Genomic DNA, 22,675 nt, shown 5'->3' on the forward strand with positions numbered 1-22,675 from the left:
GCGAAGACGACCAGCGGACGGCCTTCCGACTGGTAGCGCATGGCCGCGTCGTAGATCGACATGACGTCGCCCGACGGGAAGTGCTTGGTCACGCCGCCCTCGATGTCGGGGGTGATGCGGTTCTTGATGCGGATGTTGGCGAAGGTGCCGCGCATCATGACTTCGTGGTTGCCGCGACGCGCGCCGTAGGAGTTGAACTCCGACGCCTCGACGCCGTGGTTGGTCAGATAGACGCCCGCGGGCGAGGTCTTCTTGATCGAACCGGCCGGCGAGATGTGGTCGGTGGTGATCGAGTCGCCGAAGATGGCCAGGACGCGCGCCTCGACGATGTCCTGGACCGGCGCGGACTGCATCGTCAGGCCCTCGAAGTAGGGCGGGTTCTGGACGTAGGTGGACTTGTCGTCCCACTCGTAGGTCTGGCCGCCGGTGACCTTGATCGCCTGCCAGTGCTTGTCGCCCTTGAAGACGTCCTTGTAGCGCTTGGCGAACATGGCCGGGGTGACGGACTTGCGCTGGATGTCGGCGACTTCCTGGGCGGTGGGCCAGATGTCCTTCAGGAAGACGTCATTGCCCTTCTTGTCCTGGCCGATCGGATCCTTGGTGATGTCGATCCGCATCGAGCCGGCGATGGCGTAGGCGACGACCAGCGGCGGCGAGGCCAGGTAGTTGGCCTGGACGTCCGGGTTCACCCGGCCCTCGAAGTTGCGGTTGCCCGACAGGACCGAGGTGGCGACCAGGGCGTTGTCGTTGATGGCCTTGGAGATGGCCGGATCCAGCGGGCCCGAGTTGCCGATGCAGGTGGTGCAGCCGTAGCCGACCAGGTTGAAACCCAGGGCGTCCAAATCCTTCTGCAGGCCGGCGTCGGTCAGATAGTCGGTGACGACCTGAGAGCCGGGGGCCAGCGAGGTCTTGACCCACGGCTTGGCCTTCAGGCCCAGGGCGTGCGCCTTGCGCGCCACCAGGCCGGCGGCGATCAGCACCGACGGGTTGGAGGTGTTGGTGCAGGAGGTGATGGCGGCGATGACCACGTCGCCGTCGCCGACGGTGAACTTCTCGCCCTCGACGGCCGCGCGCGCGGCGTCGGACGGACGGCTGAAGGTCTCGACCAGGGCGGTTTCGAAGGCCGGGGCGGCGTTGGTCAGCTCGACCCGGTCCTGCGGACGCTTCGGACCGGCCAGCGACGGCACGACGGTCGAGATGTCCAGTTCCAGCACGTCGGTGAAGACCGGGTCTTCCGAGGTCTCGTCGATCCACAGGCCTTGGGCCTTGGCGTAGGCTTCGACCAGGGCGACGCGCGCCTTGTCGCGGCCCGTGGCGGTCAGATAGCCGATGGTGGCGGCCGAGACGGGGAAGAAGCCGCAGGTGGCGCCGTACTCCGGGGCCATGTTGGCGATGGTGGCCTGGTCCTCGATGGTCATGTTCGGCAGGGCGTCGCCGAAGAATTCCACGAACTTGCCGACCACGCCCTTCTTGCGCAGCATCTGGGTGACGGTCAGCACCAGGTCGGTGGCGGTGGCGCCTTCGGGCAGGCGGCCGGTCAGCTTGAAGCCGATAACCTCGGGGATCAGCATCGGGATCGGCTGGCCCAGCATGGCGGCCTCGGCCTCGATGCCGCCGACGCCCCAGCCCAGCACGGCCAGGCCGTTGATCATGGTGGTGTGGCTGTCGGTGCCGACGACGGTGTCGGGATAGGCGACGGTCTTCTTGCCTTCGTCCAGGGTCCAGACGGTCTGGGCCAGGTTCTCCAGGTTGACCTGGTGGCAGATGCCGGTGCCGGGGGGCACGACGCGGAAGTTGTTGAACGCCGACGAGCCCCAGCGCAGGAAGTTGTAGCGCTCGATGTTGCGCTCGTACTCGCGCTCGACGTTCTGGCCGAAGGCCTTGGGCGTGCCGAAGTGGTCGACCATGACCGAGTGGTCGATGACCAGGTCGACGGGGACCAGCGGGTTGATCTTGGCGGCGTCGGCGCCCAGCGAGGACATGGCGTCGCGCATGGCGGCCAGGTCGACCACGGCGGGAACGCCGGTGAAGTCCTGCATCAGGACGCGGGCGGGGCGGAAGGCGATCTCGTGCTCGACCGAGCCCTTGTTCTCGACCCAGGCGGCGACGGCCTTCAGGTCTTCCTCGGTGACGGAGACGCCGTCCTCGTTGCGCAGCAGGTTCTCCAGCAGCACCTTCATCGAGCGCGGCAGGCGCGAAATACCGGCCAGACCGGCTTCCTCGGCGGCGGGAAGGCTGTAATAGGCGTACTTCTTGCGCCCGACGGAAAGGTCCTGGCGGGTCTTGAGGCTGTCGATCGACGGCATGGAGAGTGTTCCTCTGGTCAGCACCGCCCGACAATTCGGTTCGCCCCTTCGCGCGCTGGACGACGGGGCGCACAGGTCCCCGCCGCGCGCCGCGAAAGCCGGCTACGGCGTTGGCGCATATAGCCCCGCCAGACGGCCGGGTCCATGTGTCCACACCCTCGGCATGGACATTGAGAAGGGTTCGCAAAACGCGCCGGATTTCGCCCTGCCCCGCGGGGGAAGCGAGATTCACACGTCATGATCCACGCCCTGTCCCTGTCCGGCCTGTCGGTGGCGCGTGGCGAGCGGGTGCTGTTCCGGGACCTCGACTTTGGTCTGAAGGCGGGGGAGGCGGCGGTGCTGACCGGCGCCAACGGGGCGGGCAAGACCAGCCTGCTGCGCGCCGTCGCCGGCCTGATCCGGCCCGAGGCGGGCGAGATCGCCTTCCACGACGGCGACGGCAATCCGCTCGACCCGGTCGAGGCGCGCGGGCGCGAGACCCATCTGCTGGGCCACCAGGACGGGCTGAAGACCGGCCGCACCGCGCGCCAGGAACTGGGCTTCCAGTGCGACTGGCTGGGCCACACCCAGGACGGGGTCGACGAGGCGGTCGAGGCCTTCGGCCTGAAGCCCCTGCTGGACCTGGAGGTGCGGCGGCTGTCGGCGGGCCAGAGGCGCCGGCTGGCGATGGGCCGGCTGGTCGGGTCGCCGCGCGCCCTGTGGCTGCTGGACGAGCCGATGGCGCCGCTGGACGCGCGCTGGCGCGAGGCCTTCGCCGCCTGCATGAAACGCCACCTGGAGGCCGACGGCCTGATCCTGGCCGCCGTCCACGACCCCCTGCCGATCCCCGCGCAATCCCTGGACCTGGGGGGGCTGGCGTGAGGTTCGGCCCACGCGATCCCGAGGGCGTGGAGCCGCGCCCGCCCGGCCTGCGGGGCGCGACGCGCGTGCTGCTGGAGCGGGAGCTGGACCTGGCCTGGAACGGCGGCGGGGGGCCGCTGCTGGCCTGCGGCTTCCTGCTGTGCCTGACGGTGCTGCTGCCGCTGGCGGCGGGCGGCGATCCCCGGACGTTGAGGCCGGTCGCGGGCGGGGTGGCCTGGCTGGGCCTGGCCTTGGCCTCGCTGCTGTCGCTGGAGCGGCTGTTCGAGCGCGACCTGGAGGACGGGGCGCTGGACCTGCTGGCGGTCGGCCATCTGCCGATGGCGGCGGTGGTCCTGATCAAGGCCGTGGCCCAGTGGGTCGCCGTCGGCCTGCCGCTGGCGCTGACGGCGCCGATCGCGGCCCTGGCGCTGGGCCTGCCCGCCGGCCTGACGCCGCTGGCCGCCCTGGGGGCGGTGATCGGCGGCCTGGGGTTCGCCCTGACCGGAGCGCTGGGCGCGGCCGTGGCCCTGGGCGCGCGGCGCGGCGGCCTGCTGATCGCCGTGGTGATCCTGCCGCTGTTCATTCCGCCGGTGGTGTTCGGCGCCGGCGCGCTGGAGCGGGCGGCGGCGGGCCAGTCGCCCGCCCCGGCCCTGGCCCTGCTGTCGGCCTATGTCCTGTTCGCCGCCGTCCTGACCCCCTTCGCCGGGGCCGCCGCCGTCCGCAACGCCCAGGGCTAAGGATCAGGGCTGAAGTCGAGCCCGGCTCGGGCGAACCGCTTGCCCGCCGCCGCGCCGCCGCGTAAGCGCTGGGACCATGTTCGGCCTGTCCAATCCGCAGCGCTTCATGGCGTTCACCGGCCCGCTGACGCCCGTTCTGTGGGCGGCGGCGGCCGTGCTGCTGGCGGTCGGGACGTGGCTGAGCTTTTCCGTCCCCGCCGACTATCAGCAGGGCGACACGGTGCGGATCATGTTCGTGCACGTGCCCGCGGCGGTCTGGGGGCTGGGCGCCTACGGGGCGCTGGGCGTCGCCAGCTTCTTCGCCCTGGTGTTCCGCCACGCCCTGGCCGACGCCGCCGCGCGGGCGGCCGCCCTGCCCGGCGCGGCGCTGACGGGACTGGCGCTGGTCACCGGCTCGTTGTGGGGCCAGCCGATGTGGGGGACGTGGTGGGTGTGGGACGCGCGCCTGACCAGCGTGCTGGTGCTGTTCCTGTTCTATCTGGGCTACATGGCGCTGCGGGCCTCGATCGACGACGAGCAGAAGGCGGCGCGGGCGGCGGCGGTGCTGGGGCTGGTCGGCCTGGTCAATCTGCCGATCGTCAAATTCTCGGTCGACTGGTGGAACACCCTGCACCAGCCCGCCAGCTTCCTGAGCCCCGGCTCGTCGGGGCTGGACCCGGCCTATGTGCCGGCCTTTCTGACCATGCTGGCGGCCTACGGCGTGCTGTTCTCGGCGCTGTGGCTGAGCGCGATCCGCGCCGAGGTGCGCCGCCGCCGGGTCGTGACCCTGCGCGCGCGCCGGGCGCTGGAGGCCTGAATGCTCGATCTGGACATGAGCCCCTACGCCGCCTTCGTCTGGCCCGCCTGGGGCGTCAGCGCGCTGGTTCTGGCCGCCCTGACCGCCCGCGCCCTGATCGCCGGCCGCAGATGGAAGCGCGAACTGGATCGGCTGGAAGGGGCGGCAGGACCGAGGGACGGCGCTCAAGCAGCGCGAAGCGCGGTAGCGCCAAAGGAAAGCCCTCAAGCAGCGCAAAGCGCGGTAGGGCGAAAAGACAGCCCTCAAGCAGCGCGAAGCGCGGTAGGGCCAAAAGAATGACCCGCTGGCTGGCGCTTCTGCCGCTGGTGGTGCTGGCGGCGCTGGCGGCGCTGTTCGTCGGCTGGTCGCTGAAGCGCGACCCGGCGTTCAAGCCCGACGCCCTGGTCGGCCAGCCGATCCCCGAGACGGTGTTGCCGATGCTGACGGGCGACCGCGAGGGGCCGGGCCAGTTGGACCTGAAGACCGCCGGCGTGGGGCGGCCGATGATCGTCAACGTCTTCGCCTCATGGTGCGCCCCATGCCGGATCGAGCACCCCAGGCTGCTGGAGCTGAAGCGGCGCGGCGTGGCCGTGGTCGGGATCGCCTACAAGGACGAGCCGGTCGCCACCCGCGCCTTCCTGGACGAACTGGGCGACCCCTTCACGATGGTCCTGGTGGACCGCGAGGGCCGCGCCGGGCTGGACCTGGGCATTTCCGGCGTGCCCGAGACCTTCGCCGTGGACGCCCTGGGCCGGGTCACCGCCAAACAGTCCGGCCCGCTGCTGGACGACGCCGACCTGGACCGACTGGTCGCCTCGATGCAGGCGCCGCCGCGCCCGGCCCCGACCGCCACAAGCCGTTAACCGTTTTTCGACGGAATGCGTTAACCCTTCGACCATGAGCGCGATTCGCCCCGGCCTTCCTGCGACGACCCTGCCCGTCCCCGGCGAGGGCGGCCGCGCGCGACAGGCCCAGTCCGCCTTCTTCCGCGCCGCGATGGAGGCGGCCAGCCCGGCCGCGCAGCCGCGCGCAGCCTCTGCGCCGGCCCCGACGTCCCCCGCCGTGCGCCCGGTCCAGACCTCTCAGGGCGCGTCCCAGAACGCGTCCCAGCCGGGCGCCGAGCCGACCCGCCTGCTGCGGCCCGGCTCGCTGCTGGACATTCGGATCTGATCAGTTCCAGCCGCGGCTGGCGATATACTGCTGCAGCGCCTGGATGCGGGTGTCGTCCGACGGGTGGGTCGAGGCGAACTGCGGCGTGGCCGTCTGGCGCTGCGCCGCCATCAGCCGCCACAGGGCGATGGCCTCGGACGGCTTGAAGCCGGCGGCCGCCATATAGTCGACGCCCAGACGGTCGGCCTCCAGCTCGTCGCGGCGCGAATAGGGCAGCAGCACCCCGTACTGGGCCGCCAGACCGCCATAGGCCCCGACCGCGTCGCCATAGCGTCCCGCCACGCCCTGCGCCGCCGCCAGGCCCACCGAGGTCAGCGCCTGGTTCGAAGCCCGCTCGGCGGCGTGGCCGCCCACGATATGGCCGATCTCGTGGCCGATGACGCTGGCCAGCTGATCGTCGTTGCGGACCAGGTTGAGGAGGCCCGTCGTCACCCCGATCTGGCCGGACGGCAGGGTGAAAGCGTTGGGGCTCTCTTCCGGGAAGACGGCGTATTCCCAGGTCCGGCCGCCCAGGCCCGCGGCCTGGACCAGCGGGCCGCCGACGCGCCGGACACGCTCCACCTGGGCGCCGGAGGTCAGCACGCCCGGCTTGGCCACCGCCTCGCGCCAGGCCGCGTTCGACTGCTGCGACAGGGCGGCGTTGTCGACCAGCAGCAGCTGGTTGCGCCCCAGCGCCTCGTTATAGGCGCACGCCCCCAGGGCCGAGGCGGCGACCAGGGCGGCGAAGGCGGGGACGAGGCGGCGCGAACGGGACATGACGATCCTTCCTGAAGCTGTGGCGTAAGGTTCACAATGACGCCGCCGGCCGAGAGGTTCCAGACGGTCGGGCGCGCAAAGAAAAAGGGCGGCGGACTTTCGCCCGCCGCCCCGATCTGTCGTTCCGACGGTCGTCCTTAGAAGGACTTGGTCAGGTTGATGAAGGCCGTGCGGCCCAGATAGTCGTAACCCGAATACAGCGGGGCGTTGCCGACCCGGTTGTAATAGCCCGACGAGATGGTGGGCGGCTCTTCGTTGAAGATGTTGCGCACGCCGGCGGTCGCGGTCCAGCCGCCGGTCGTATATTGGACCGAGGCGTTGTGCAGCCAGTAGTCGCCGACCTCGAAGTCGTACATGGCGGTCGACGGATCGGCGTCCGAGGGGCTGACACCCAGATAGTCGTAGCTATCCGTGCCCTGGATCCACTCGACCCCATAGCGCACGCGCCATTGGTCCCAAGCATAGGAGACATCCGCCGTGCCAGTGAACTCGGGATTGTTGATCTGCCCCTTGTAGTCTTCCAGCGGATCCTCGTCGAACAGCTTGTTCGAGATTTCCGTGTATTGCGTCAGAGCCAAGTTGAACAGAACCGACCCGGGACCGACGTCGTTGCGATAACGCACAGTGTAGTCCAGACCCTTCACGATATCTGTCGCCAAGTTGACATAGCCGTTCTGGACCGTGAGCTGGCTGTTGGTCGGGTCACGGGACACCAAGGCGCAGAAACCGACGTCGGCGGCGAAGTCCGCCGGGTCGGAATCGTAGCAACGTGTCAGGATGTTCCCCGCGCCGTACTGCGAAACGCCGTTCTTGACCTCGATCTCATAGTAATCGACCGCGAAAGCCAGATCGCCCCAGCCGGACGGCATCGGCGGCTGGAGGACGGCGCCGACCGTCATGTTGGTCGACGTCTCAGCCTCCAAGCCGGCCTCCGCACCGCCCAGAGTAACCACCCGGATGCTGCTCAGATTGTAGTGGTCCGGCGCCAGGCCTTCGGCAGCGCAGTTAGCGACGCGGTTGGGGTTGACGTTGGGACGACCGTATTCGTTGCAGCGATCGTTGGTATTGGACAGGAAGCCGGTAGTGGCGCCGACGAACTGCTCGAACAGGGCCGGCGCGCGGTACGAGGTGCCGTAGGTGCCGCGCAGCGTCAGCATCTCGACCGGTGAGTAGACCAGACCGATTTTGTAAGTCGTGTCATCGCCGTACGAATCATAGTCCGTGTAACGGAACGAACCGTTCAGGGTCAGATCATGGGCGAAGGGCATATCGCGCAAGATCGGCGCCTCGACTTCGGCGAAAGCTTCCCACACCGAGTCCGAACCGCGTGTGATGGCGGAGCTGGAGAAGTTGTAGGTGTTGTCGTTCTGGGAATCGAGACCGGGAGTGTCGTCGATCTGGGCGTCCCGCCACTCCAAACCGAAGAAGCCCATCACGCGGCCCGCCGGCAATTCGAACAGCGGACCGTCCAGACCCAAGCTGACGATCTTTTCTTCGTACTCGGTCACGCCCTTGACCGGACGGAAAACGTAATCGACCCACGCCTGCGGCAGTTGACCGCCAATGACCTGGCTGCTCAGCGCCGGAGCGGCCACGCACCCGGGGTTAGACGCTAGCTGGGCGCACTGGAACTGGCCCGGCGCAATTTCGACGACATCCAAGCTTTCGATCAGACGGTCCGTCAGGAACTGTTCGCTGGTATATTCCGAACGCGACTTCGAATAGCTGGCCGACAGGTCGTAGCGCCATTCGGGGATCAAGAAGTCGCCCTTGATGCCGACGACGTTGCGGTTGAAGCGCTGCTCCTGGGTCGAGTGATCATTGCCGAAGCCGATGAAGGCGCGTACGCCCACGTCTGCGCCCTTGTTCAGCCCCTGATCGGTCATGGCCGTGCTGAAGGCCAGATTGTCGGGGATCAGCGGGCTGCCCTTGGCGTAGTCGAGCGCAAGCTGGCGATAGCCCGTCTGGGAGGACTTGCGATTGTTCAGCAAGAATTCGCCGTAGATTTCGGCATTGCCCAAGGCGTTCAGTTGATAGGCCGCTTCGCCGTATATCGTGGTGATCTCGACCGGCGAGATCAGCGACTCGTTCAGCATCCGGTCTTCGAATGTGTCACGGACGTTGACATCGTTGGCGCCGCCGCCGACGCCCTCGAAGCCGACCACGCCGGTATCGACGGCCGAGTTCGGACGCCAGCGGTTGAAGGTCGAGCCGACCGAACCGGCCGCGCCCTGACCGCCCACGCCGACGAAGGTCCGCTGGCCGCGCGCGTTCAGCGGACCCTCGACGCCAGCGGCGATCGTGTTAATCGTCACGCCATTCGAGCCGGTGTCGGTGATCGGATAGCATTTCGGCTTGCCGGTAATAGGATCGACGAAATCGAGCGATCCGCCGGTAGCCCGGTCGATGTAGCCGTCCGTCTGGCAGCGCGTGAATTCGCGATCGCGCAGGGTCAGTTCGTCGCGCTCGTAGCGCTCCACCGAACCGGCGGCGCGCCAGCGGTCGCCCTTGGCGCCGGCGACGACCGACAGGCGGGTCGAGCCGCCGTTGCCGTTGGCCTCGGTCGGGGCGTTCACCTGGCCTTCCAGGGTCAGGCCCTCGAAGCCCTGACGGGTCTGGATGTTGACCACGCCGGCCACGGCGTCCGAACCGTAAACCGACGACGCGCCGTCACGCAGCGCTTCGACGCCGTCATCAACTGCACGGGCCCGCTGGGCGGATAGCCGATAGCCGGGGCCCTTTGATTCGTGATCTATTGGATAAGGGCTTCGCGGGGCCCGACCCCATGGGTCTGGGTTTTCAGGTTGATGGCAAGGGCGCCCTGGCGCCGTCGGGCGTCCCTTCGCCAGACCTCCACGTCATCGGTCCCTTGGCCCGCGCACCTTCTGGGAGATGACCTCGGTTCCCGATTTGCGCGGGCAGGCTCAAGCGCTCGCTGTCCGAATCCTCGCAAATAGTCCCGGCACAAAAAGCTCGGTTCCCTGTTAGACTCGGCGGAAGAGGAATGCTTGCATAGTCTGGCTCTCGTCATCGTCCTCGTCGGCGTCCTAGGCTCAGGACCCATTGATGGGAGGCGCGCGATCTGATTCAGGCTCCTGATGAGTCTGGATATGAGTGAGCTGTATTGGCTGACGGACGAGCAGATGGCTCGGCTGGAGCCCTATGTCCCAAGAGCCACGGCAAGCCTCGGGTGGATGACCGCCGGGTGCTGAGCGGGATCATCTTTGTGAACCGCAACGGCCTGCGCTGGCGGGATGCGCCGGCGGCCTATGGGCCGCACAAGACCCTCTACAATCGCTGGAAGCGTTGGAGCGAGGCTGGTGTCTTCATCCGGATGATGGAGGGCCTGTCCGGGGCCCAGACCGAACGCCGCGCCGTCATGATCGATGCGACCTATCTCAAGGCGCACCGCACGGCTTCGAGCCTGCGGGTGAAAAAGGGGACCTTGGGCGGCTGATCGGACGCACGAAGGGCGGCATGAACACAAAATATGGCGACCCCGGGAGGACTCCAACCTCCGACCTCGGCTTTAGGAAAGCCTTGCTCTATGCAGCTGAGCTACGGGGCCACGGGCACGCACCTAGCCGTGGCGGCGTGCGGGGTAAAGGGTTGTCGCAGCCCGGCCCGCATTTCGGTCAGATGGCTTGTGTCCGAGCGCCGTCCAGCCACAAGATGTCGCGGTGAACAAAGATCGAATCGGCGCATGTCGCTGATTCGGTCCTGATTCGTTTCGCCCCTGTTCCGCCGAAAGTGAACCGTCGTTAACTGGCGCGGCCGGCGTGGTCCCGCACGGCCTTGAGGCCGTCCAGAAGCCGCGCCGCCGCTGGCGAACGCACGGCGGGTTCCAACAGAATGAGGGACAGAGCGCGGACGTGCACCTCGACCGCCGGCCAGCGCCAGGTTCCGGCGGCCTCCATCCGGCTGGCCGTCTCGCACAGGCTGTAGGCGGCTTCGTAGAAGGGATCGATGGACAGTAGGCCCGCGACGTCCACCAGCGCGGAGCACAGGGAGTAAACCTGAGCTTCGCTTCCCGGCGCACGCGCTTCACACAGCGCCGCCAGACGATTCACATCGCCCGCCAGAAGGCCGAGCGCGTGGTCCCGTTGCTGATCAAGGTTGGCCTGGGCCCGCGCCAGCAGTTCCGCGGCGGTCGCTCCGCCCGGACGAGACATCTTGTATTGCAGCGACGTCGCCACCTTGCGGATCCGGGTCGGCCGGGCGGGAGCGGCGGTCACAGGCTGATCCGCGCGGGCTTCATCATCATGTCGATCTCCGATTGGTCCATATTGGCGCCGACGGGGTCGCCCAGGTCCCCCGTCAGGTCGCCGTCGCGCCGGCCGTCCAGGCCGGGCGGGGGGCCATAGCAGCGAACCCGGCGATCCGGGCCGATGTAGACGTCGGAGTCGACGAAGGCGCGCTCCTCGGTCCCCAGCCACTGGATGCGCTTCAACAGAACGCCCGGCGTCAGGGGCTTGGCCAGGATGAAGCTGGCCCCGGCGTCACGGCCGCCTTCGACCCGGGATTGGGCGGCATGGCCCAGGATCAGGATGGCGGGGGTGTATCGCACCGCATTGGGCGCCTCGCGTCGGAGCCATCGCACGAAATCGTAACCGTCCATCTCCGGCATGATGCAATCGACCAGGATGAGGTCGACCTGCCGTCGCTGCAGCGTATTGACGGCCTCCCTGGCCGACGTGCACTTCACCTGCTCCTTGACGCCGAAGCCCTGAACCACCGAGGCGAGCAGTTCCAGCGAGGCTGGCTGGTCGTCGACCAGCATCACCGTCGTCTGGGACAGATTGATCCTGTCGGCGCTCATGTCAGAACAGTTGCACGTCCCCCGACGACGCCGGCTCGCTCGGTTCGTCGGGCGTCGGATCCAGTCGGCGGACCAGGTCGGAAAGCGGCAGCCCGGCCAGCGCCTGTTGCGTCGAAGCGCCGTCGCCCAGCCGCGTCAGCACCGTCGAAACGGCGGCGAGGGTCTGGGACAGGACATCGAGCTCCTGGGCCTCCACGGCCGTCTGGCGACGGTCCGCATCTGGCGCGTGCGGGGCCAGCCGCGCGACCAGCGCCTCGACGCGCCCCAGGCCCTCTCGGGTTCGGTCCATTTCTGCGGACAAGGCGCCCAGCAGCCAGCCGTGTTCGGGCGGCGAGCGCATCAGAACAGCTCCAGCGCGCCGGTCTCCACCGGCGGCGCGACGGGCGCCGGGCGCGGGGCGACGGTGTCGGTCACGGCGCGTTGCAGGGCGCGGCCGCTGACGGGCCAGTAGTGCAAGCGCCGCCCGCCGTCGCCGCGCAGGCTGCCGCCGACCACCGGAATGCCCTCGTCGCGCAGGAAGCGTTCGGCGAAATCGGCGTTGGCGCGGCCCACGTCGCGCAGACTGTCGAACATGCGGCCCCCGCCAAACAGCTTGGCCTGGAGACGGTCTCGCCGGCCGCCGGCTTTCAGCACGTCGTTGATCAGAAGCTCCATCGCATAGGCGCCGTAACGACGGCCCGCGTCGGTTCCCGCCCCTGCCCCTTCCGGCAAAAGGAAGTGGTTCATGCCGCCTACCCCGACGTAGGGGTCTCGCAGACACATGGCCACGCAGGACCCCAGGATGGTGCTAAGAACGACATTGGGATCGGACGTGACATGGTGCTCGCCCTGACCGACGTGAACGCGCTTTTCCACGCTCTCTCTCAGGGCGGCGAAACTCATGTCAGGGCGCCGAAGACGGCTTCCAGCTTGCCCTTCAGCTGGGCCACGGTGAAAGGCTTGACCAGGTAGTTGTTGACGCCGAACTGGACGGCGCGCTGCACCAGCTCGCGGTCGGCGCGGCCGGTCAGCATGATGAAGGCGGTCTTGGACGTCGGCGGGTGCGCGCGCACCGCGCGCAGCAGGCCCAGCCCATCCAGATTGGGCATGTTGTAGTCCGAGATGACCAGGTGCGCGGGCTTGGCGACCAGTTCGCGCAGGGCGATCTCGCCGTCGGCGGCCTCGCGGATCTCGCGCACGCCCAGTTGCTGCAGACTGGTCCGGACCAGGGAGCGCATCGTCATCTGGTCATCGACGACCAGACAGTGAAGTGAGGCGGCGGCGGGCATGGACTACGCTCCCGAAATCAGGCGACGGACCGTGCGGCCGGATCGGCGCACAGCTCAAGAATGGCGGAGGACAGGCGGTGCAGCGGCAGTTGCCGCTCGACGCCGCCCAGTTCGTAGGCGGCCCGGGGCATGCCGTAGACCACGCTGGTGGCGTCGTCCTGCCCCAGGGTGCGAGCGCCGGCCTCGCGCATGGCCAGCAGGCCGCGCGCGCCGTCCTTGCCCATGCCGGTCAGGATCACCCCGGTCATCGGCCGGCCCAGGCCGGCGACCGACTGAAACATCACGTCGACCGAGGGGCGATGGCCGTTGACGGGCTCGCCGGCCGTCAGGCGACAGCGCGGCGTCAGGCCCGGCGCGACCTCCAGGTGGGCGACCCCGCCGGGGGCGATATAGACGTGGCCCGGCTGCAGCGGCGCGCCATCCTGCGCTTCGGCGACCACGGGGGCGCACACGCGGTCCAGCCGAGCGGCGAAGCTGGCCGTAAAGGTAGCGGGCATATGCTGGGTGACGACCGTGGCCGGACAATCGGCGGGGAAGCCGCCGAGCACGGTCAGCAGCGCCTCGACACCGCCGGTCGACGAGCCGATGGCCAGGACGTGGCGCGGGTCGGCGCGATAGGCGCTGGGGGCGCCCTCGGCGGCGGGGGCGTCTCCCCTGGCCCGCACGCGCGAACGGGCGGCGGTCTTCACCTTGCCGATCAGGTCGTGGAAGGCCTCGGGCGTGGCGGAGGCCGGCTTGGCCACGGCGTCCACCGCGCCGATCTCCAGCGCCGCAAGGGTCACGTCGGCGCCCACCGCCGTCAGGGTCGACACCATGACCACCGGCATGGGCCGCAGCCGCATGATCTTTTCCAGGAACTCCAGCCCGTTCATGTTGGGCATCTCGACGTCCAGCGTCAGGACGTCGGGGTTCAGCGCCTTGATCGCGGCGCGCGCCTCGATCGGATCGGCGGCGGCGCCCACCACCTCGATCTGCGGGTCCGTGCGCAGGGCCGCGGAGATCAGGTTGCGCATCGTCAGGCTGTCGTCGACGACCAGGACCTTCACCGTCATGGGCGGCCTCCCAGGCGATAGGTCGTCAGGCCGGCGGTGTGCAGTTGCGCCGCGGCGGGCCCGCTGACCCGCTCGGAATGGCCGATGTACAGGGTGGCGCCCGGCGTCATGATCGGGGTGAAACGGCTCCACACCCGCTCCTGGGTCGCGTCGTCGAAATAGATCACCACGTTGCGGCAGAAGATGACGTCGAAGCGGCCGCGCATCGGCCAGTCGCCGATCAGGTTCAGCTCGCGGAAGGCCGTCAGCCGCTTCAGTTGCGCGCCCGCGACCCATTGGCCCCGGTCCGCCCGGTCGAAATACTTTCGCCACAGCGTGGCCGGCGCAGGTTCCAGCGCCTCTTCGGAGTAGATCCCGGCGTGGCCCTGGGCGACCATGTTGGGATCGATGTCGGTCGCCAGGATGCGCACGTCCAGATCCGCCGCTTCGGGCAGGACCGACAGGACGGTCAGCGCCATCGAATAGGGCTCCTGCCCGTTGGAGCACGCCGCCGACCACAGCCGCACCCGCCCGCCGGCCCGCGCGCGCTCCGCCAGCGCCGGCATGACGCGCTCGCGCAGATCGTCGAAGTGATGCGGCTCGCGATAGAAGCGGGTGACGTTGGTGGTCAGGGCCGCCGTCATCGCTTGGCGCTCGTCCAGCCCGTCCACGCCTTCCACCAGGGCGCAGTATTCGCGGAAGCTGCGCAGACCCAGCGTCCGCAGACGCTTGGCCAGACGCGAATAGACCAGCGCGGCCTTGCCCTCGTTCAGGGCGATGCCCGCGTGGGCGTGCAGCATCTGGGCGATCTGGCGGAAATCCTCCGCGGTGAAGGCGAACTCGCCTTCGACCAGGGCCCCCCGCCCGGCGGCGGGCGTCATGCGGCTTCGGCCTCGCGTTCCGGCAGGACATGGTCCAGTTCGATCAGGCTGATCATGCGGCCGTCGATCGAGAAGATGCCCTTGACGAAGGACTTGACGTGTTCGCTGGCCACGTCGGGCGTGGCCTGAACGGCGGCGTCGTTCATCTGCAGAATGTCGGAGACGGCGTCGACCAGCAGACCGACGGTGCGCCCGCCGATGTGGGCCACCATGATGACGTGGCGCGCTGTCGGTTCGGTCGTGGGCAGGCCGAACCGGGCGCCCAGATCAATGATCGGCAGCACGGTGCCGCGCAGGTTGATCACGCCCTTCATGTAGCCGGGCGATCGCGGCAGCGGCGTCGCCGGGGTCCAGCCCCGGATTTCGCGCACCGACATGATGTCGACGCAGAACTCCTGGGCGCCGATACGAAAGGCGATCAGTTCGCGTTGGGTGTCGTTGGCTTCGGTCATGATCAGCTCGCGAGCTTCAGTTCGGAACGGGCGCCGGTGCGGCGGATGGCGACCAGGGCGTCGACATCCAGGATCAGGGCGACCCGGCCGTCGCCCAGGATGGTGGCGGCGGCGACGCCCTCCACCTGCTGGTAGTTGGATTCCAGGCTCTTGATGACGACCTGGCGCTGGCCCTGGATGGCGTCCAGCAGCAGGGCGGCGCGCTGGCCGGACTCGGTCTCGACGATGACGGCGATCCCCTGGGTCGGATCCATCGGCGTCTCGCTGAAGCCCATCGCCACCGCCACGTCGACCAAAGGCACGAAGGCGTCGCGGAACCGGATCACCGGGTCGATCCCGCCGACATAGTGGATGTCGGCCGGCTGCGGCGTCAGGCTCTCGACGATGGCCGGCAGCGGGGCGATCAGCGTCTGGTCGGCCGCGGTCGTCACCATGCCGTCCAGCACCGCCAACGTCAGCGGCAGGCTGAGGGTGAAGGTCGAGCCCTTGCCGGGAACCGAGCTGATCGAGATGCGGCCGCCCAGGGCCTGGATCGAGCGCTTGACCACGTCCATGCCCACGCCCCGACCGGAGATGTCAGACACCACGGAGGCGGTGGAGAAGCCGGGCAGGAAGATCAGATTGTCGACCTGATCGTCGCTGAGCACGGCGTCGGGCGCGATCAATCCCTTGTCGGTCGCGATCTGGCGCACCCGCTCTCGGTTGATGCCCCTGCCGTCGTCGGCGATCTCGATGACGATCCGACCCGAGCGATGCAAAGCCGCCAGCCGCACCGTGCCCTCGGCCGGCTTGCCGGCGGCCATACGCTCCTCGGGCGTCTCCAAACCGTGGTCGATGGCGTTTCGAAGCATGTGGGTGATCGGTTCGGCCAGGCGTTCCACCACGGTCTTGTCGACCTCGGTGTCCTCGCCCGTCGTGACCAGGCGGACCTGTTTGGCGGTCATGTCGGCCACTTCGCGCACCAGGCGCGGCATCCGCTGGAACACCGACTTCACGGGCTGGGCCCGGATGGCCATGACGCTGTCCTGGATTTCGCGCGTGAGCAGTTCCAGGTCTTCCAGACCCAGCGCCACGCCGGACGAGCGCGCCAGACCGCTTTCCAGCACGCGCTGGGACAGCATGGCCTGCTGGATAACCAGTTCGCCGACGGCGTTGATCAGGCGGTCCACCCGGTCCAGATCGACGCGAATCGTGACCGGCGCGGGCGCCGTGGGAGCGGCGGCCGAGGATTGGGCGGCGGCCGGAGCCGGCGCGGGAACAGGCATCGCCTCGGGCGCTGGTTGTGACGCAGGTTGCGGCGCCGCGTCGACAGGGGCCGAGGCCTGGGCCTTGGCCAGCAGGGCGGCGATGTCCAGATCGTCGGCAGCGGGGACGATGGCCGGCGGCTCGTCAAGGAAGCCGACGTCCGGCTGGCCCTCGAGCTCTCCCAACGGGGTGATGCTCAGTTCGCAGTCGGCCTCGACGAAGTCGAACACCTCGCGCACCGCGGCCTCGTCCACCGCGGCGTTCAGTTCCACCGTCCAGGTCAGCCAGCCTTCCTCGACGACCAGGGCGTCCAATGTCGGCAGGTCGCCCTCGTCCACGGACACCACGGTCGGCCCCAGGCGCGCCAGTTCTCGCAGCAGCAGGGCGGCTTCATTGGCGCTGGCGTACATGCGCCCATGCGGCCTGAACACGATGCGCCAACCGGCCGCCGGTTCGGTCGACGGCGGCGCGTCCTGGGGCATGTCGAACGCCATCGGGGTGAAGTCGAAATCGTCGTCTTCGTCGTCCGTCGCCGGGGCCGGCGCCGCGCCGCCGTGCGTCAGTTGCTCCATCTCGGCCACCAAGGCGGCGGAACGGGCCTGATCCACGGGCGCCGCCAGGCCTTGCGCGGCCTGCACATGGTCGGCCAGCACGTCCGAGGCGCGCAGCAACGTCTTGATCGTGACCGGGTCGCATGGTTTGCGCCCGGCGCGCAGCTCGTCCATCAGCGTCTCGAAGACGTGGGCGAAACGCACCAGGTCGTCCAGGCCGAACGCCCCCGCGCCGCCCTTGACCGAATGCACGGCCCGGAACACGGCGTTGATCGTCTCCAGGTCCGTCTGACCCTGCTCCAGCAGCATCAGCTTCTGTTCCAGGTCCGCGAGCAGTTCGTCGCATTCCTGGAAGAAGGTGGCCTTGATGGCTTCGAAGGCATCCATGAGGCGCGGTCCGACCGATCTCTGAGGTTAGGCCGCCACGCGGCGAACGGCGTCGACCAGCTTGACCGGGTCGAAGGGCTTGACGATCCAGCCGGTGGCGCCGGCGGCGCGCGCGCGCGCCTTCTTGTCGGCGTCGCTCTCGGTCGTCAGCACCAGCACGGGCGTCGTCCGGTGGTTCGGATCGGCGCGCATCCCCTCGATGAAGCCGAAGCCGTCCATGCGCGGCATGTTGATGTCGGTGATGACCACGTCGGCGCCCTTAGCCGCCAGGGTCTCCAGCCCGTCCACGCCGTCCACGGCCTGGATCACGGTATAGCCCGCGTCCTGCAGCGCCAGCAGCAGCATGTCGCGCATGGTGCGGGAATCGTCGACGGTCAGAACGGTCTTGCTCACGCCAGCCCCCCCTCGGTGTTGAACGCGGGCGCGCCGAACGCGGCCCATTGGTCGACGAAAGATTGCGACACAGACCCTAACCTCAGGTTGACGCCGTCGGCCTGCCAGGTGCGGCGCGCCGACAGCAGCACCTGCAGGCACAGCCCGCCCAGCCGATCGACGGACGCGCCGTCGATCGTCAGGTCCGCGCCGCGATACGCCAGCAGTTCGGCCTTCAGCGGTTCGGCCGCTTTCAGGTCCAGAACCGGCGCAAGCGTGAGCGACGCGGTCATCAGAACTCCTCCCAACCGTCTTCGACGGCGGCGTTGTCGATGCGGGGGGCGGCGCCGCCGCGACCCAGGGTCTTGAGGGCCTGGATCACGCGGCCGGAGCGGGCGGGCTCGGCCGGGCGGGCCGGAGCGGCCGGCGCGGAGGCGGCGGTTCTGGCGACGGGACGCGCGGCCTGAGCTGGGGCCTGCGCCGTCTCGCCGACGCGGAACCGGGCCACCGAGGCCTGCAGCGCCTCGGCCTCCTGGGCCAGGGAGTGGCTGGCGGCGGTCGACTGCTCGACCATGGCCGCGTTCTGCTGCGTGACCTGGTCCATCTGGTTCACCGCCGTATTGACCTGGGCCAGGCCGACGGCCTGTTCCTGGGCCGAGGCGGCGATCTCGCTGACCAGGCCGTCGATTTCGGCCACCCGGTCGACGATCCGCTGCAGCGCCTCGCCGGTCTGGCCCACCAGCTTGACGCCCGAGCCGACCTGGCCGGTCGAGGCCGAGATCAGCGTCTTGATCTCCTTGGCGGCCTCGGCCGAGCGCTGGGCCAGGGCCCGGACTTCCGACGCCACCACGGCGAAGCCGCGACCGGCCTCGCCCGCGCGGGCCGCCTCGACGCCGGCGTTCAGCGCCAGCAGATTGGTCTGGAAGGCGATCTCGTCGATCACGCCGATGATCTGGTTGATCTGGGCCGAGGACTGCTCGATCTCTGTCATGGCCTGGACCGCGTCGCGCACGATCACGCCCGAGGTCTCGGCGTCGCCGCGCGCCGCCTGGACCACGTCGGAGGCCTGACGCGCGCCCGAGGCGGTCTTGTTCACCGTGGCGGTGATCTGGTCCAGGGCGGCGGCGGTCTCTTCCAGGCTGGCCGCCTGCTGTTCGGTGCGGCGCGACAGGTCGTCGGCGGCCTGCGAGATCTCGCCGGCGCCCGAACGGATCGCCGAGACGTTGGACACCACCACCGACACCGCCTGCTGAAGCTGGGCGATGGCCGAGTTGAAGTCCGCCTTCAGCTGTTCGGCCTTGGGCGCCACCGGCGTGGTGAAGCGATGCGTCAGGTCGCCGTTGGCCATGGCCGACAGCCCTTCGGCCAGAGCGGATATGGCGATCCGGTCCTCCTCGGCCGCCCGGGCCTTCTCCGCCTCGTTGGCCGCCCGCTCCTGTTCGGAAAGCGAACGCTGAGCCACAGCTTCGGATTCCAGCCGATCCTTCTGCACGGCCGCCTCGCGGAAATGCTCCAGCGCCCCGGCCATGGCGCCGACCTCGTCGCGGCGGCCCAGGCCCGGAATGGCCGAGGCGCGGTCGCCGCCCGCCAGGCTTCGCATCCGCGCCGCCAGGGCGGTCACGGGACGCGACACCGAGCGGCCGATCAGCCAGCCCGCCGCGCCGACGCCCAGCGCCACCAGCAGGGCCATCAGACCCAGCGTCAGCGCCGCCTTGCCCACGGCCGCGGCGATCTGATCGGTATAGACGCCCGAGCCGATGACCCAGCCCCAGGGCGCGAAGCCCTTGACGTAGGAGATCTTGGGCGAGGGCCGCTGCTGGCCGGGCTTGGCCCAGTCGTAGGCGACGAAGCCCGCGCCGTCGCGGCGCACCACCGCGACCATCTCGCGGAACATCAGCACGCCGTTGGCGTCCTTGCTGTCGCTGATGTCGGTCCCGTCCAGTTCGGGCTTGAACGGATGCATCAGCATGGTGGGATGCATGTCGTTGACCCAGAAATAGTCGTCCTGGCCGTAGCGCAGGGCCGACAGGGTCTTCAGCGCCTCGGCCTGGGCCTGGTCGCGGCTCAGGCGGCCGGCCTGTTCCTCGCCGTGATAGTGGGCGACCAGGCTCTCGGCCACCTCGACTGTCTTTCGGGTGCGGTCGGCGATGCCGTCGCGCATCACGGCGTCCAGCCGCAACAGCGCCAGCCCCGTCACCAGCAGGAGACCCGCCAGGGTCACGATGGCCAGCAGGTTGATGCGGCCGCCGATCGACAGAGACTTCATGAAAGCGTTCCGGCCCCGATTGATGGGATCAGGATCGCCGCTGCGCGTTAACCAGTCGTCAAAAAGGCCATTACGTAGGATTACTGCGACGCGCGGTCACAGCCGTCGGTATTCGAGGAAGACCGGGGCGGTGTCGCCCAGCTTCTTTTCCTCGTAGCGGGTGACGACGTGGTCGGCGGGGGGGACGAACCAGTCCTGGTCCGCCGGGCCGATGCGGTCGAGGCCGGGCGTGCGCTCCAGCCGCTCCAGCGCCCATTCGGCGTAGTCCAGCCAGTCTGTGACGAAACGGAGGGTCCCTCCGGGCTTCAGGATGCGGGCGAAGGCCTGGGCCGTCTCGTCCTGCAGCAGGCGGCGCTTGTTGTGGCGGGCCTTGTGCCAGGGGTCGGGGAACAGGATCAGCACCCGATCGACCGAGGCGTCTGGCAGGGCGTCGACCACGTCGCGCGCGTCGTCGGCGTGGATGCGGACGTTCTTCAGTCCCCCTTCGTCGATGTGGCGCAGGGCCGAGGCGACGCCGTTCAGGAAGGGTTCGCAGCCGATCACCAGCACGTCGGGCCGGCGGGCGGCCTGGGCGGCCATGTGCTCGCCCCCGCCGAAGCCGATCTCAAGCCAGATCTCGGACGCCTCGGGCGCCAGGGCCTGGGGATCCAGCGGCCCCGCCTTGGGGTCGGGCACGGCGACGGCCGGCAGCAGCGTGTCCATCAGAGCCGCCTGGCGGGGCTTGATCGGACGGGCCTTGATGCGGCCGAAGGACCGCAAGGGGCGGTCGATATGGGGGTTTTCGGGTTCGGACACGGATTTCGGCGAGCGGCGCCCCGTCGGACGAGGCCTGGATCTGAGCGCGCCTGACACAGGGTTTGCGCGCCCGTGTCAACCGGCCGGCCGTTTCAGTCGCCGTGCTTGCCCACGCTTTCGAACGTCGGCTCGGCGGCCTTGTGAACGTATTGCTCGGCGACCAGCCAGGCCTTGAATGGGCGAAGGCATCCCAGGCACAGCCCCACCAGCAGCGGCAGGGTGACGACCGCATGGACCCAGATCGGCGGATGGACGGTGAACTCGAACGCCATCATGAAGATCATGCCGATCAGCCCGGCGCCGGACATGACGAAGAAGGCCGGGCCGTCCGCCGGGTCGGCGAATCCGTAGTCCAGGCCGCAGTCCGGGCAGCTTTCGCGCAGCGACAGATAGCCCTTGAACAGCGGTCCCTTGCCGCAGCGCGGGCAGCGGCAGGCCAGGCCGGTCTTCAGGGTGCTGAGGCGGGATGTCTGCATGGGGCCATCCTGCGCCGAAACGCGGCGAATGTCGCTAGGACGAACGGTCCTATGCGTAACTCTACGATGAACGGCGGTTAACCGCGATTAAAGGGCTTTCGGGCAAGGGCTTGGGAGATATGTCCGGGGCCCTGGCCAGCAAACGCATTCTGAACACGACCGTGGCCGCCGCCGCGGCCGGCGCCGTCGCGTTCGCCCCCCTGGCGCCCCTGGCCCAGGAAGCGCGTTCGCGGGGCGTTTATCCGCTGTCTATCGACATCGGCCAATCCAACGAGTTCACCCGACTGGAGTTCGGCGGCGTCATCGGCGTGCGCAGCCAGGTCCGGCGCGACGGCGACAAGGTGGTGGTGCGGCTGGGCACGACCGCCGCGCCCGACGTCTCGCGCCTGAGGGTGGATCCGCCCCAGGGCGTCACGGGGGTCGAGACGCGCCAGGCGCGCGGCGGCACGGATCTGATCATCACCCTGGCCGAGGGCGCGGAGGCGCGGTCCGGCGTCGCCGACGGGGCGGTGTGGCTGAACCTCTACGCGCCGGGCAAGGCGCCCGAGCCCAGCCGGTCGGAACGGGCGACGACCCAACACTCGGCCGTGCCGGTCCGCGCCGTCGCCAGCGACGACAAGACGGTGCTGACCTTCCAGTGGGCCGCGCCGGTCGGGGCCGCCGTCTTCCGTCGCGGCGAGGCGGTCTGGATCGTGTTCGACACCGCCGCCCGCATGGACCTGACCGGGGCGCGGGCCCTGGGTCAGGCGCGCGACGCGCGCTGGGCCGCCGGGCCCGACTACACCGTGGTTCGCCTGTCCGCGCCCGAGGGGCTGGCCCTGTCGGCCCAGGGGCAGGGCGGAACCTGGACAGTGACCCTGGGCGGGCCGCCGCCGGGCGCGACAGGGGTGGAGATCGACCGTTCGGCCGACGGCTCCCCAGTGCTGACGGCCCGGATGGCGGGGGCGACCAAGACGGTCTGGCTGACCGACCCGCTGGCCGGAGACCGCTTCGCCGCCGTCACCGCCCTGGCGCCCGGCAAGGGGCTGGGCCAGCCGCGCCGCACCGTCGACATGACTCTTTTGCCGACCGCCCAGGGCTTGGCGGTCGAGACGCCGACCGACGACCTGAAGATCGACGCCGCCGGGGATCTGGTGACGCTGAGCCGGCCGCGCGGCCTGACCTTGTCGCCGCCCTCGGCCCTGTTGGAGGCGGGCGACCACGACGCCGACGCCCCGCGCAAGGCCGCGCATCCCGCGCTGATCCTGGACGAATGGGCGCAACTGGGCCAGGCGGGGTTCTCGGATCGTTATCGCCGGCTGCAGGACGCCGCCGGGCTGGAGACCATCGCCGCCGACGGCGACCCGCGCGCGCCGATCGCGGCGCGGCTGGCCCTGGCGCGCTTCCTGGTCGGATCGGGGCTGAACTACGAGGCCATCGGGGTGCTGGACGCCCTGGTCGACAAGGCGCCCAACATGCTGGGCGAACCAGAGGTGCGGGGCCTGCGCGGGGTCGCGCGCGTCGGCGTGGGACGGCTGGAGGAGGCGCAGGCCGACTTTTCCGGCGCGG

The 22,675-nt window shown here is 69.4% G+C and carries 23 protein-coding genes, 1 tRNA gene and 2 pseudogenes; 8 read left to right on the forward strand and 18 right to left on the reverse strand.

The features are described from left to right. A partial coding sequence (gene acnA, locus B2U11_RS11115; RefSeq protein WP_292071797.1) for an aconitate hydratase AcnA occupies positions 1–2,306 on the reverse strand: 2,306 nt, incomplete at its 3' end. Between the two features lie 237 nt (positions 2,307–2,543). On the opposite strand from acnA, the gene ccmA reads away from it, so the two are divergent. The 6 genes from ccmA to B2U11_RS11145 all read left to right on the forward strand — a co-directional run bounded on the left by ccmA (position 2,544) and on the right by B2U11_RS11145 (position 5,828). Beyond that, a complete protein-coding gene (gene ccmA, locus B2U11_RS11120) occupies positions 2,544–3,167 on the forward strand; it encodes a heme ABC exporter ATP-binding protein CcmA (RefSeq protein WP_292071798.1) in 624 nt (207 codons plus the stop codon). 26 nt (positions 3,168–3,193) lie between these two features. Then, positions 3,194–3,883, forward strand: a complete 690-nt coding sequence (ccmB, locus tag B2U11_RS11125) for a heme exporter protein CcmB (protein ID WP_349680725.1) — start codon at positions 3,194–3,196, stop codon at positions 3,881–3,883. Positions 3,884–3,959: 76 nt separating this feature from the next. Beyond that, positions 3,960–4,679, forward strand: coding sequence for a heme ABC transporter permease CcmC (ccmC, locus tag B2U11_RS11130; protein WP_292071799.1), 720 nt, complete (start codon positions 3,960–3,962; stop codon positions 4,677–4,679). 15 nt (positions 4,680–4,694) lie between these two features. After that, positions 4,695–4,958 (forward strand): heme exporter protein CcmD, encoded by a 264-nt coding sequence (gene ccmD, locus B2U11_RS11135; protein ID WP_292071819.1) that lies wholly within the window; start codon positions 4,695–4,697, stop codon positions 4,956–4,958. Then, entirely contained in the window at positions 4,955–5,521 is a 567-nt protein-coding gene (locus B2U11_RS11140; protein WP_292071800.1) for a DsbE family thiol:disulfide interchange protein, read from the forward strand. The genes ccmD and B2U11_RS11140 overlap by 4 nt, the downstream gene beginning before the upstream one ends. 34 nt (positions 5,522–5,555) lie before the next feature. After that, positions 5,556–5,828 carry a hypothetical protein gene (locus B2U11_RS11145; RefSeq protein ID WP_292071801.1) on the forward strand — a complete coding sequence of 91 codons (273 nt, stop codon included), beginning with the start codon at positions 5,556–5,558 and terminating at the stop codon, positions 5,826–5,828. Here B2U11_RS11145 and B2U11_RS11150 read toward each other — a convergent pair whose 3' ends face one another. Both B2U11_RS11150 and B2U11_RS11155 read right to left on the reverse strand, forming a co-directional pair. After that, complete coding sequence (locus B2U11_RS11150; RefSeq protein WP_292071802.1) at positions 5,829–6,584, reverse strand: M48 family metallopeptidase; 756 nt, start codon at positions 6,582–6,584, stop codon at positions 5,829–5,831. It lies immediately after the preceding gene. Between the two features lie 137 nt (positions 6,585–6,721). After that, positions 6,722–9,223, reverse strand: coding sequence for a TonB-dependent receptor domain-containing protein (locus tag B2U11_RS11155; protein WP_292071803.1), 2,502 nt, complete (start codon positions 9,221–9,223; stop codon positions 6,722–6,724). Between the two features lie 471 nt (positions 9,224–9,694). Between B2U11_RS11155 and B2U11_RS11160 the strand changes: the two are divergent. Beyond that, positions 9,695–10,073, forward strand: a pseudogene (locus B2U11_RS11160) (IS5 family transposase); the annotation flags it as partial. A gap of 2 nt (positions 10,074–10,075) precedes the next feature. Here the strand turns inward: B2U11_RS11160 and B2U11_RS11165 are convergent. The 15 genes from B2U11_RS11165 to B2U11_RS11235 all read right to left on the reverse strand — a co-directional run bounded on the left by B2U11_RS11165 (position 10,076) and on the right by B2U11_RS11235 (position 21,127). Then, positions 10,076–10,152: transfer RNA gene (locus tag B2U11_RS11165), tRNA-Arg, on the reverse strand. A 193-nt stretch (positions 10,153–10,345) separates the two neighbouring features. After that, positions 10,346–10,819 carry a hypothetical protein gene (locus B2U11_RS11170; protein WP_292071804.1) on the reverse strand — a complete coding sequence of 158 codons (474 nt, stop codon included), beginning with the start codon at positions 10,817–10,819 and terminating at the stop codon, positions 10,346–10,348. Then, positions 10,816–11,403 carry a response regulator gene (locus B2U11_RS11175; protein WP_292071805.1) on the reverse strand — a complete coding sequence of 196 codons (588 nt, stop codon included), beginning with the start codon at positions 11,401–11,403 and terminating at the stop codon, positions 10,816–10,818. Before B2U11_RS11175 ends, B2U11_RS11170 begins: the two co-directional genes overlap by 4 nt. Position 11,404: 1 nt before the next feature. Next, on the reverse strand, positions 11,405–11,743 hold the full coding sequence (locus B2U11_RS11180) for a hypothetical protein (protein ID WP_292071806.1): 339 nt from the start codon (positions 11,741–11,743) through the stop codon (positions 11,405–11,407). Further along, a complete protein-coding gene (locus tag B2U11_RS11185) occupies positions 11,743–12,285 on the reverse strand; it encodes a chemotaxis protein CheD (RefSeq protein ID WP_292071807.1) in 543 nt (180 codons plus the stop codon). Before B2U11_RS11185 ends, B2U11_RS11180 begins: the two co-directional genes overlap by 1 nt. Then, a complete protein-coding gene (locus B2U11_RS11190; protein WP_292071808.1) occupies positions 12,282–12,671 on the reverse strand; it encodes a response regulator in 390 nt (129 codons plus the stop codon). Before B2U11_RS11190 ends, B2U11_RS11185 begins: the two co-directional genes overlap by 4 nt. A gap of 17 nt (positions 12,672–12,688) precedes the next feature. Continuing rightward, positions 12,689–13,723, reverse strand: coding sequence for a protein-glutamate methylesterase/protein-glutamine glutaminase (locus B2U11_RS11195; RefSeq protein ID WP_292071809.1), 1,035 nt, complete (start codon positions 13,721–13,723; stop codon positions 12,689–12,691). Then, a complete protein-coding gene (locus B2U11_RS11200) occupies positions 13,720–14,583 on the reverse strand; it encodes a CheR family methyltransferase (RefSeq protein ID WP_292071810.1) in 864 nt (287 codons plus the stop codon). The genes B2U11_RS11195 and B2U11_RS11200 overlap by 4 nt, the downstream gene beginning before the upstream one ends. Then, positions 14,580–15,035: a chemotaxis protein CheW gene (locus tag B2U11_RS11205; protein WP_292071811.1), complete on the reverse strand. Its 456-nt coding sequence runs from the start codon at positions 15,033–15,035 to the stop codon at positions 14,580–14,582. Before B2U11_RS11205 ends, B2U11_RS11200 begins: the two co-directional genes overlap by 4 nt. 2 nt (positions 15,036–15,037) lie before the next feature. Continuing rightward, the gene (locus B2U11_RS11210) at positions 15,038–17,218 is read right to left on the reverse strand and encodes a chemotaxis protein CheA (protein WP_292071812.1); all 2,181 of its coding nucleotides are present in this window, start codon (positions 17,216–17,218) and stop codon (positions 15,038–15,040) included. 27 nt (positions 17,219–17,245) lie between these two features. Continuing rightward, positions 17,246–17,611, reverse strand: a complete 366-nt coding sequence (locus tag B2U11_RS11215) for a response regulator (RefSeq protein ID WP_292071813.1) — start codon at positions 17,609–17,611, stop codon at positions 17,246–17,248. Further along, the gene (locus B2U11_RS11220) at positions 17,608–17,883 is read right to left on the reverse strand and encodes an STAS domain-containing protein (RefSeq protein WP_292071814.1); all 276 of its coding nucleotides are present in this window, start codon (positions 17,881–17,883) and stop codon (positions 17,608–17,610) included. The genes B2U11_RS11215 and B2U11_RS11220 overlap by 4 nt, the downstream gene beginning before the upstream one ends. Next, positions 17,883–19,856 (reverse strand): methyl-accepting chemotaxis protein, encoded by a 1,974-nt coding sequence (locus B2U11_RS11225; RefSeq protein WP_292071815.1) that lies wholly within the window; start codon positions 19,854–19,856, stop codon positions 17,883–17,885. Before B2U11_RS11225 ends, B2U11_RS11220 begins: the two co-directional genes overlap by 1 nt. Before the next feature lie 96 nt (positions 19,857–19,952). Next, the gene (gene trmB, locus B2U11_RS11230; RefSeq protein ID WP_292071816.1) at positions 19,953–20,651 is read right to left on the reverse strand and encodes a tRNA (guanosine(46)-N7)-methyltransferase TrmB; all 699 of its coding nucleotides are present in this window, start codon (positions 20,649–20,651) and stop codon (positions 19,953–19,955) included. Between the two features lie 92 nt (positions 20,652–20,743). Beyond that, on the reverse strand, positions 20,744–21,127 hold the full coding sequence (locus B2U11_RS11235) for a DUF983 domain-containing protein (protein WP_292071817.1): 384 nt from the start codon (positions 21,125–21,127) through the stop codon (positions 20,744–20,746). Between the two features lie 119 nt (positions 21,128–21,246). Here B2U11_RS11235 and B2U11_RS11240 point away from each other — a divergent pair. Further along, positions 21,247–22,675: pseudogene (locus B2U11_RS11240) on the forward strand (hypothetical protein); the annotation flags it as partial.

Source organism: Brevundimonas sp. UBA7534 (genome assembly GCF_002479325.1).
GTDB lineage: Bacteria > Pseudomonadota > Alphaproteobacteria > Caulobacterales > Caulobacteraceae > Brevundimonas.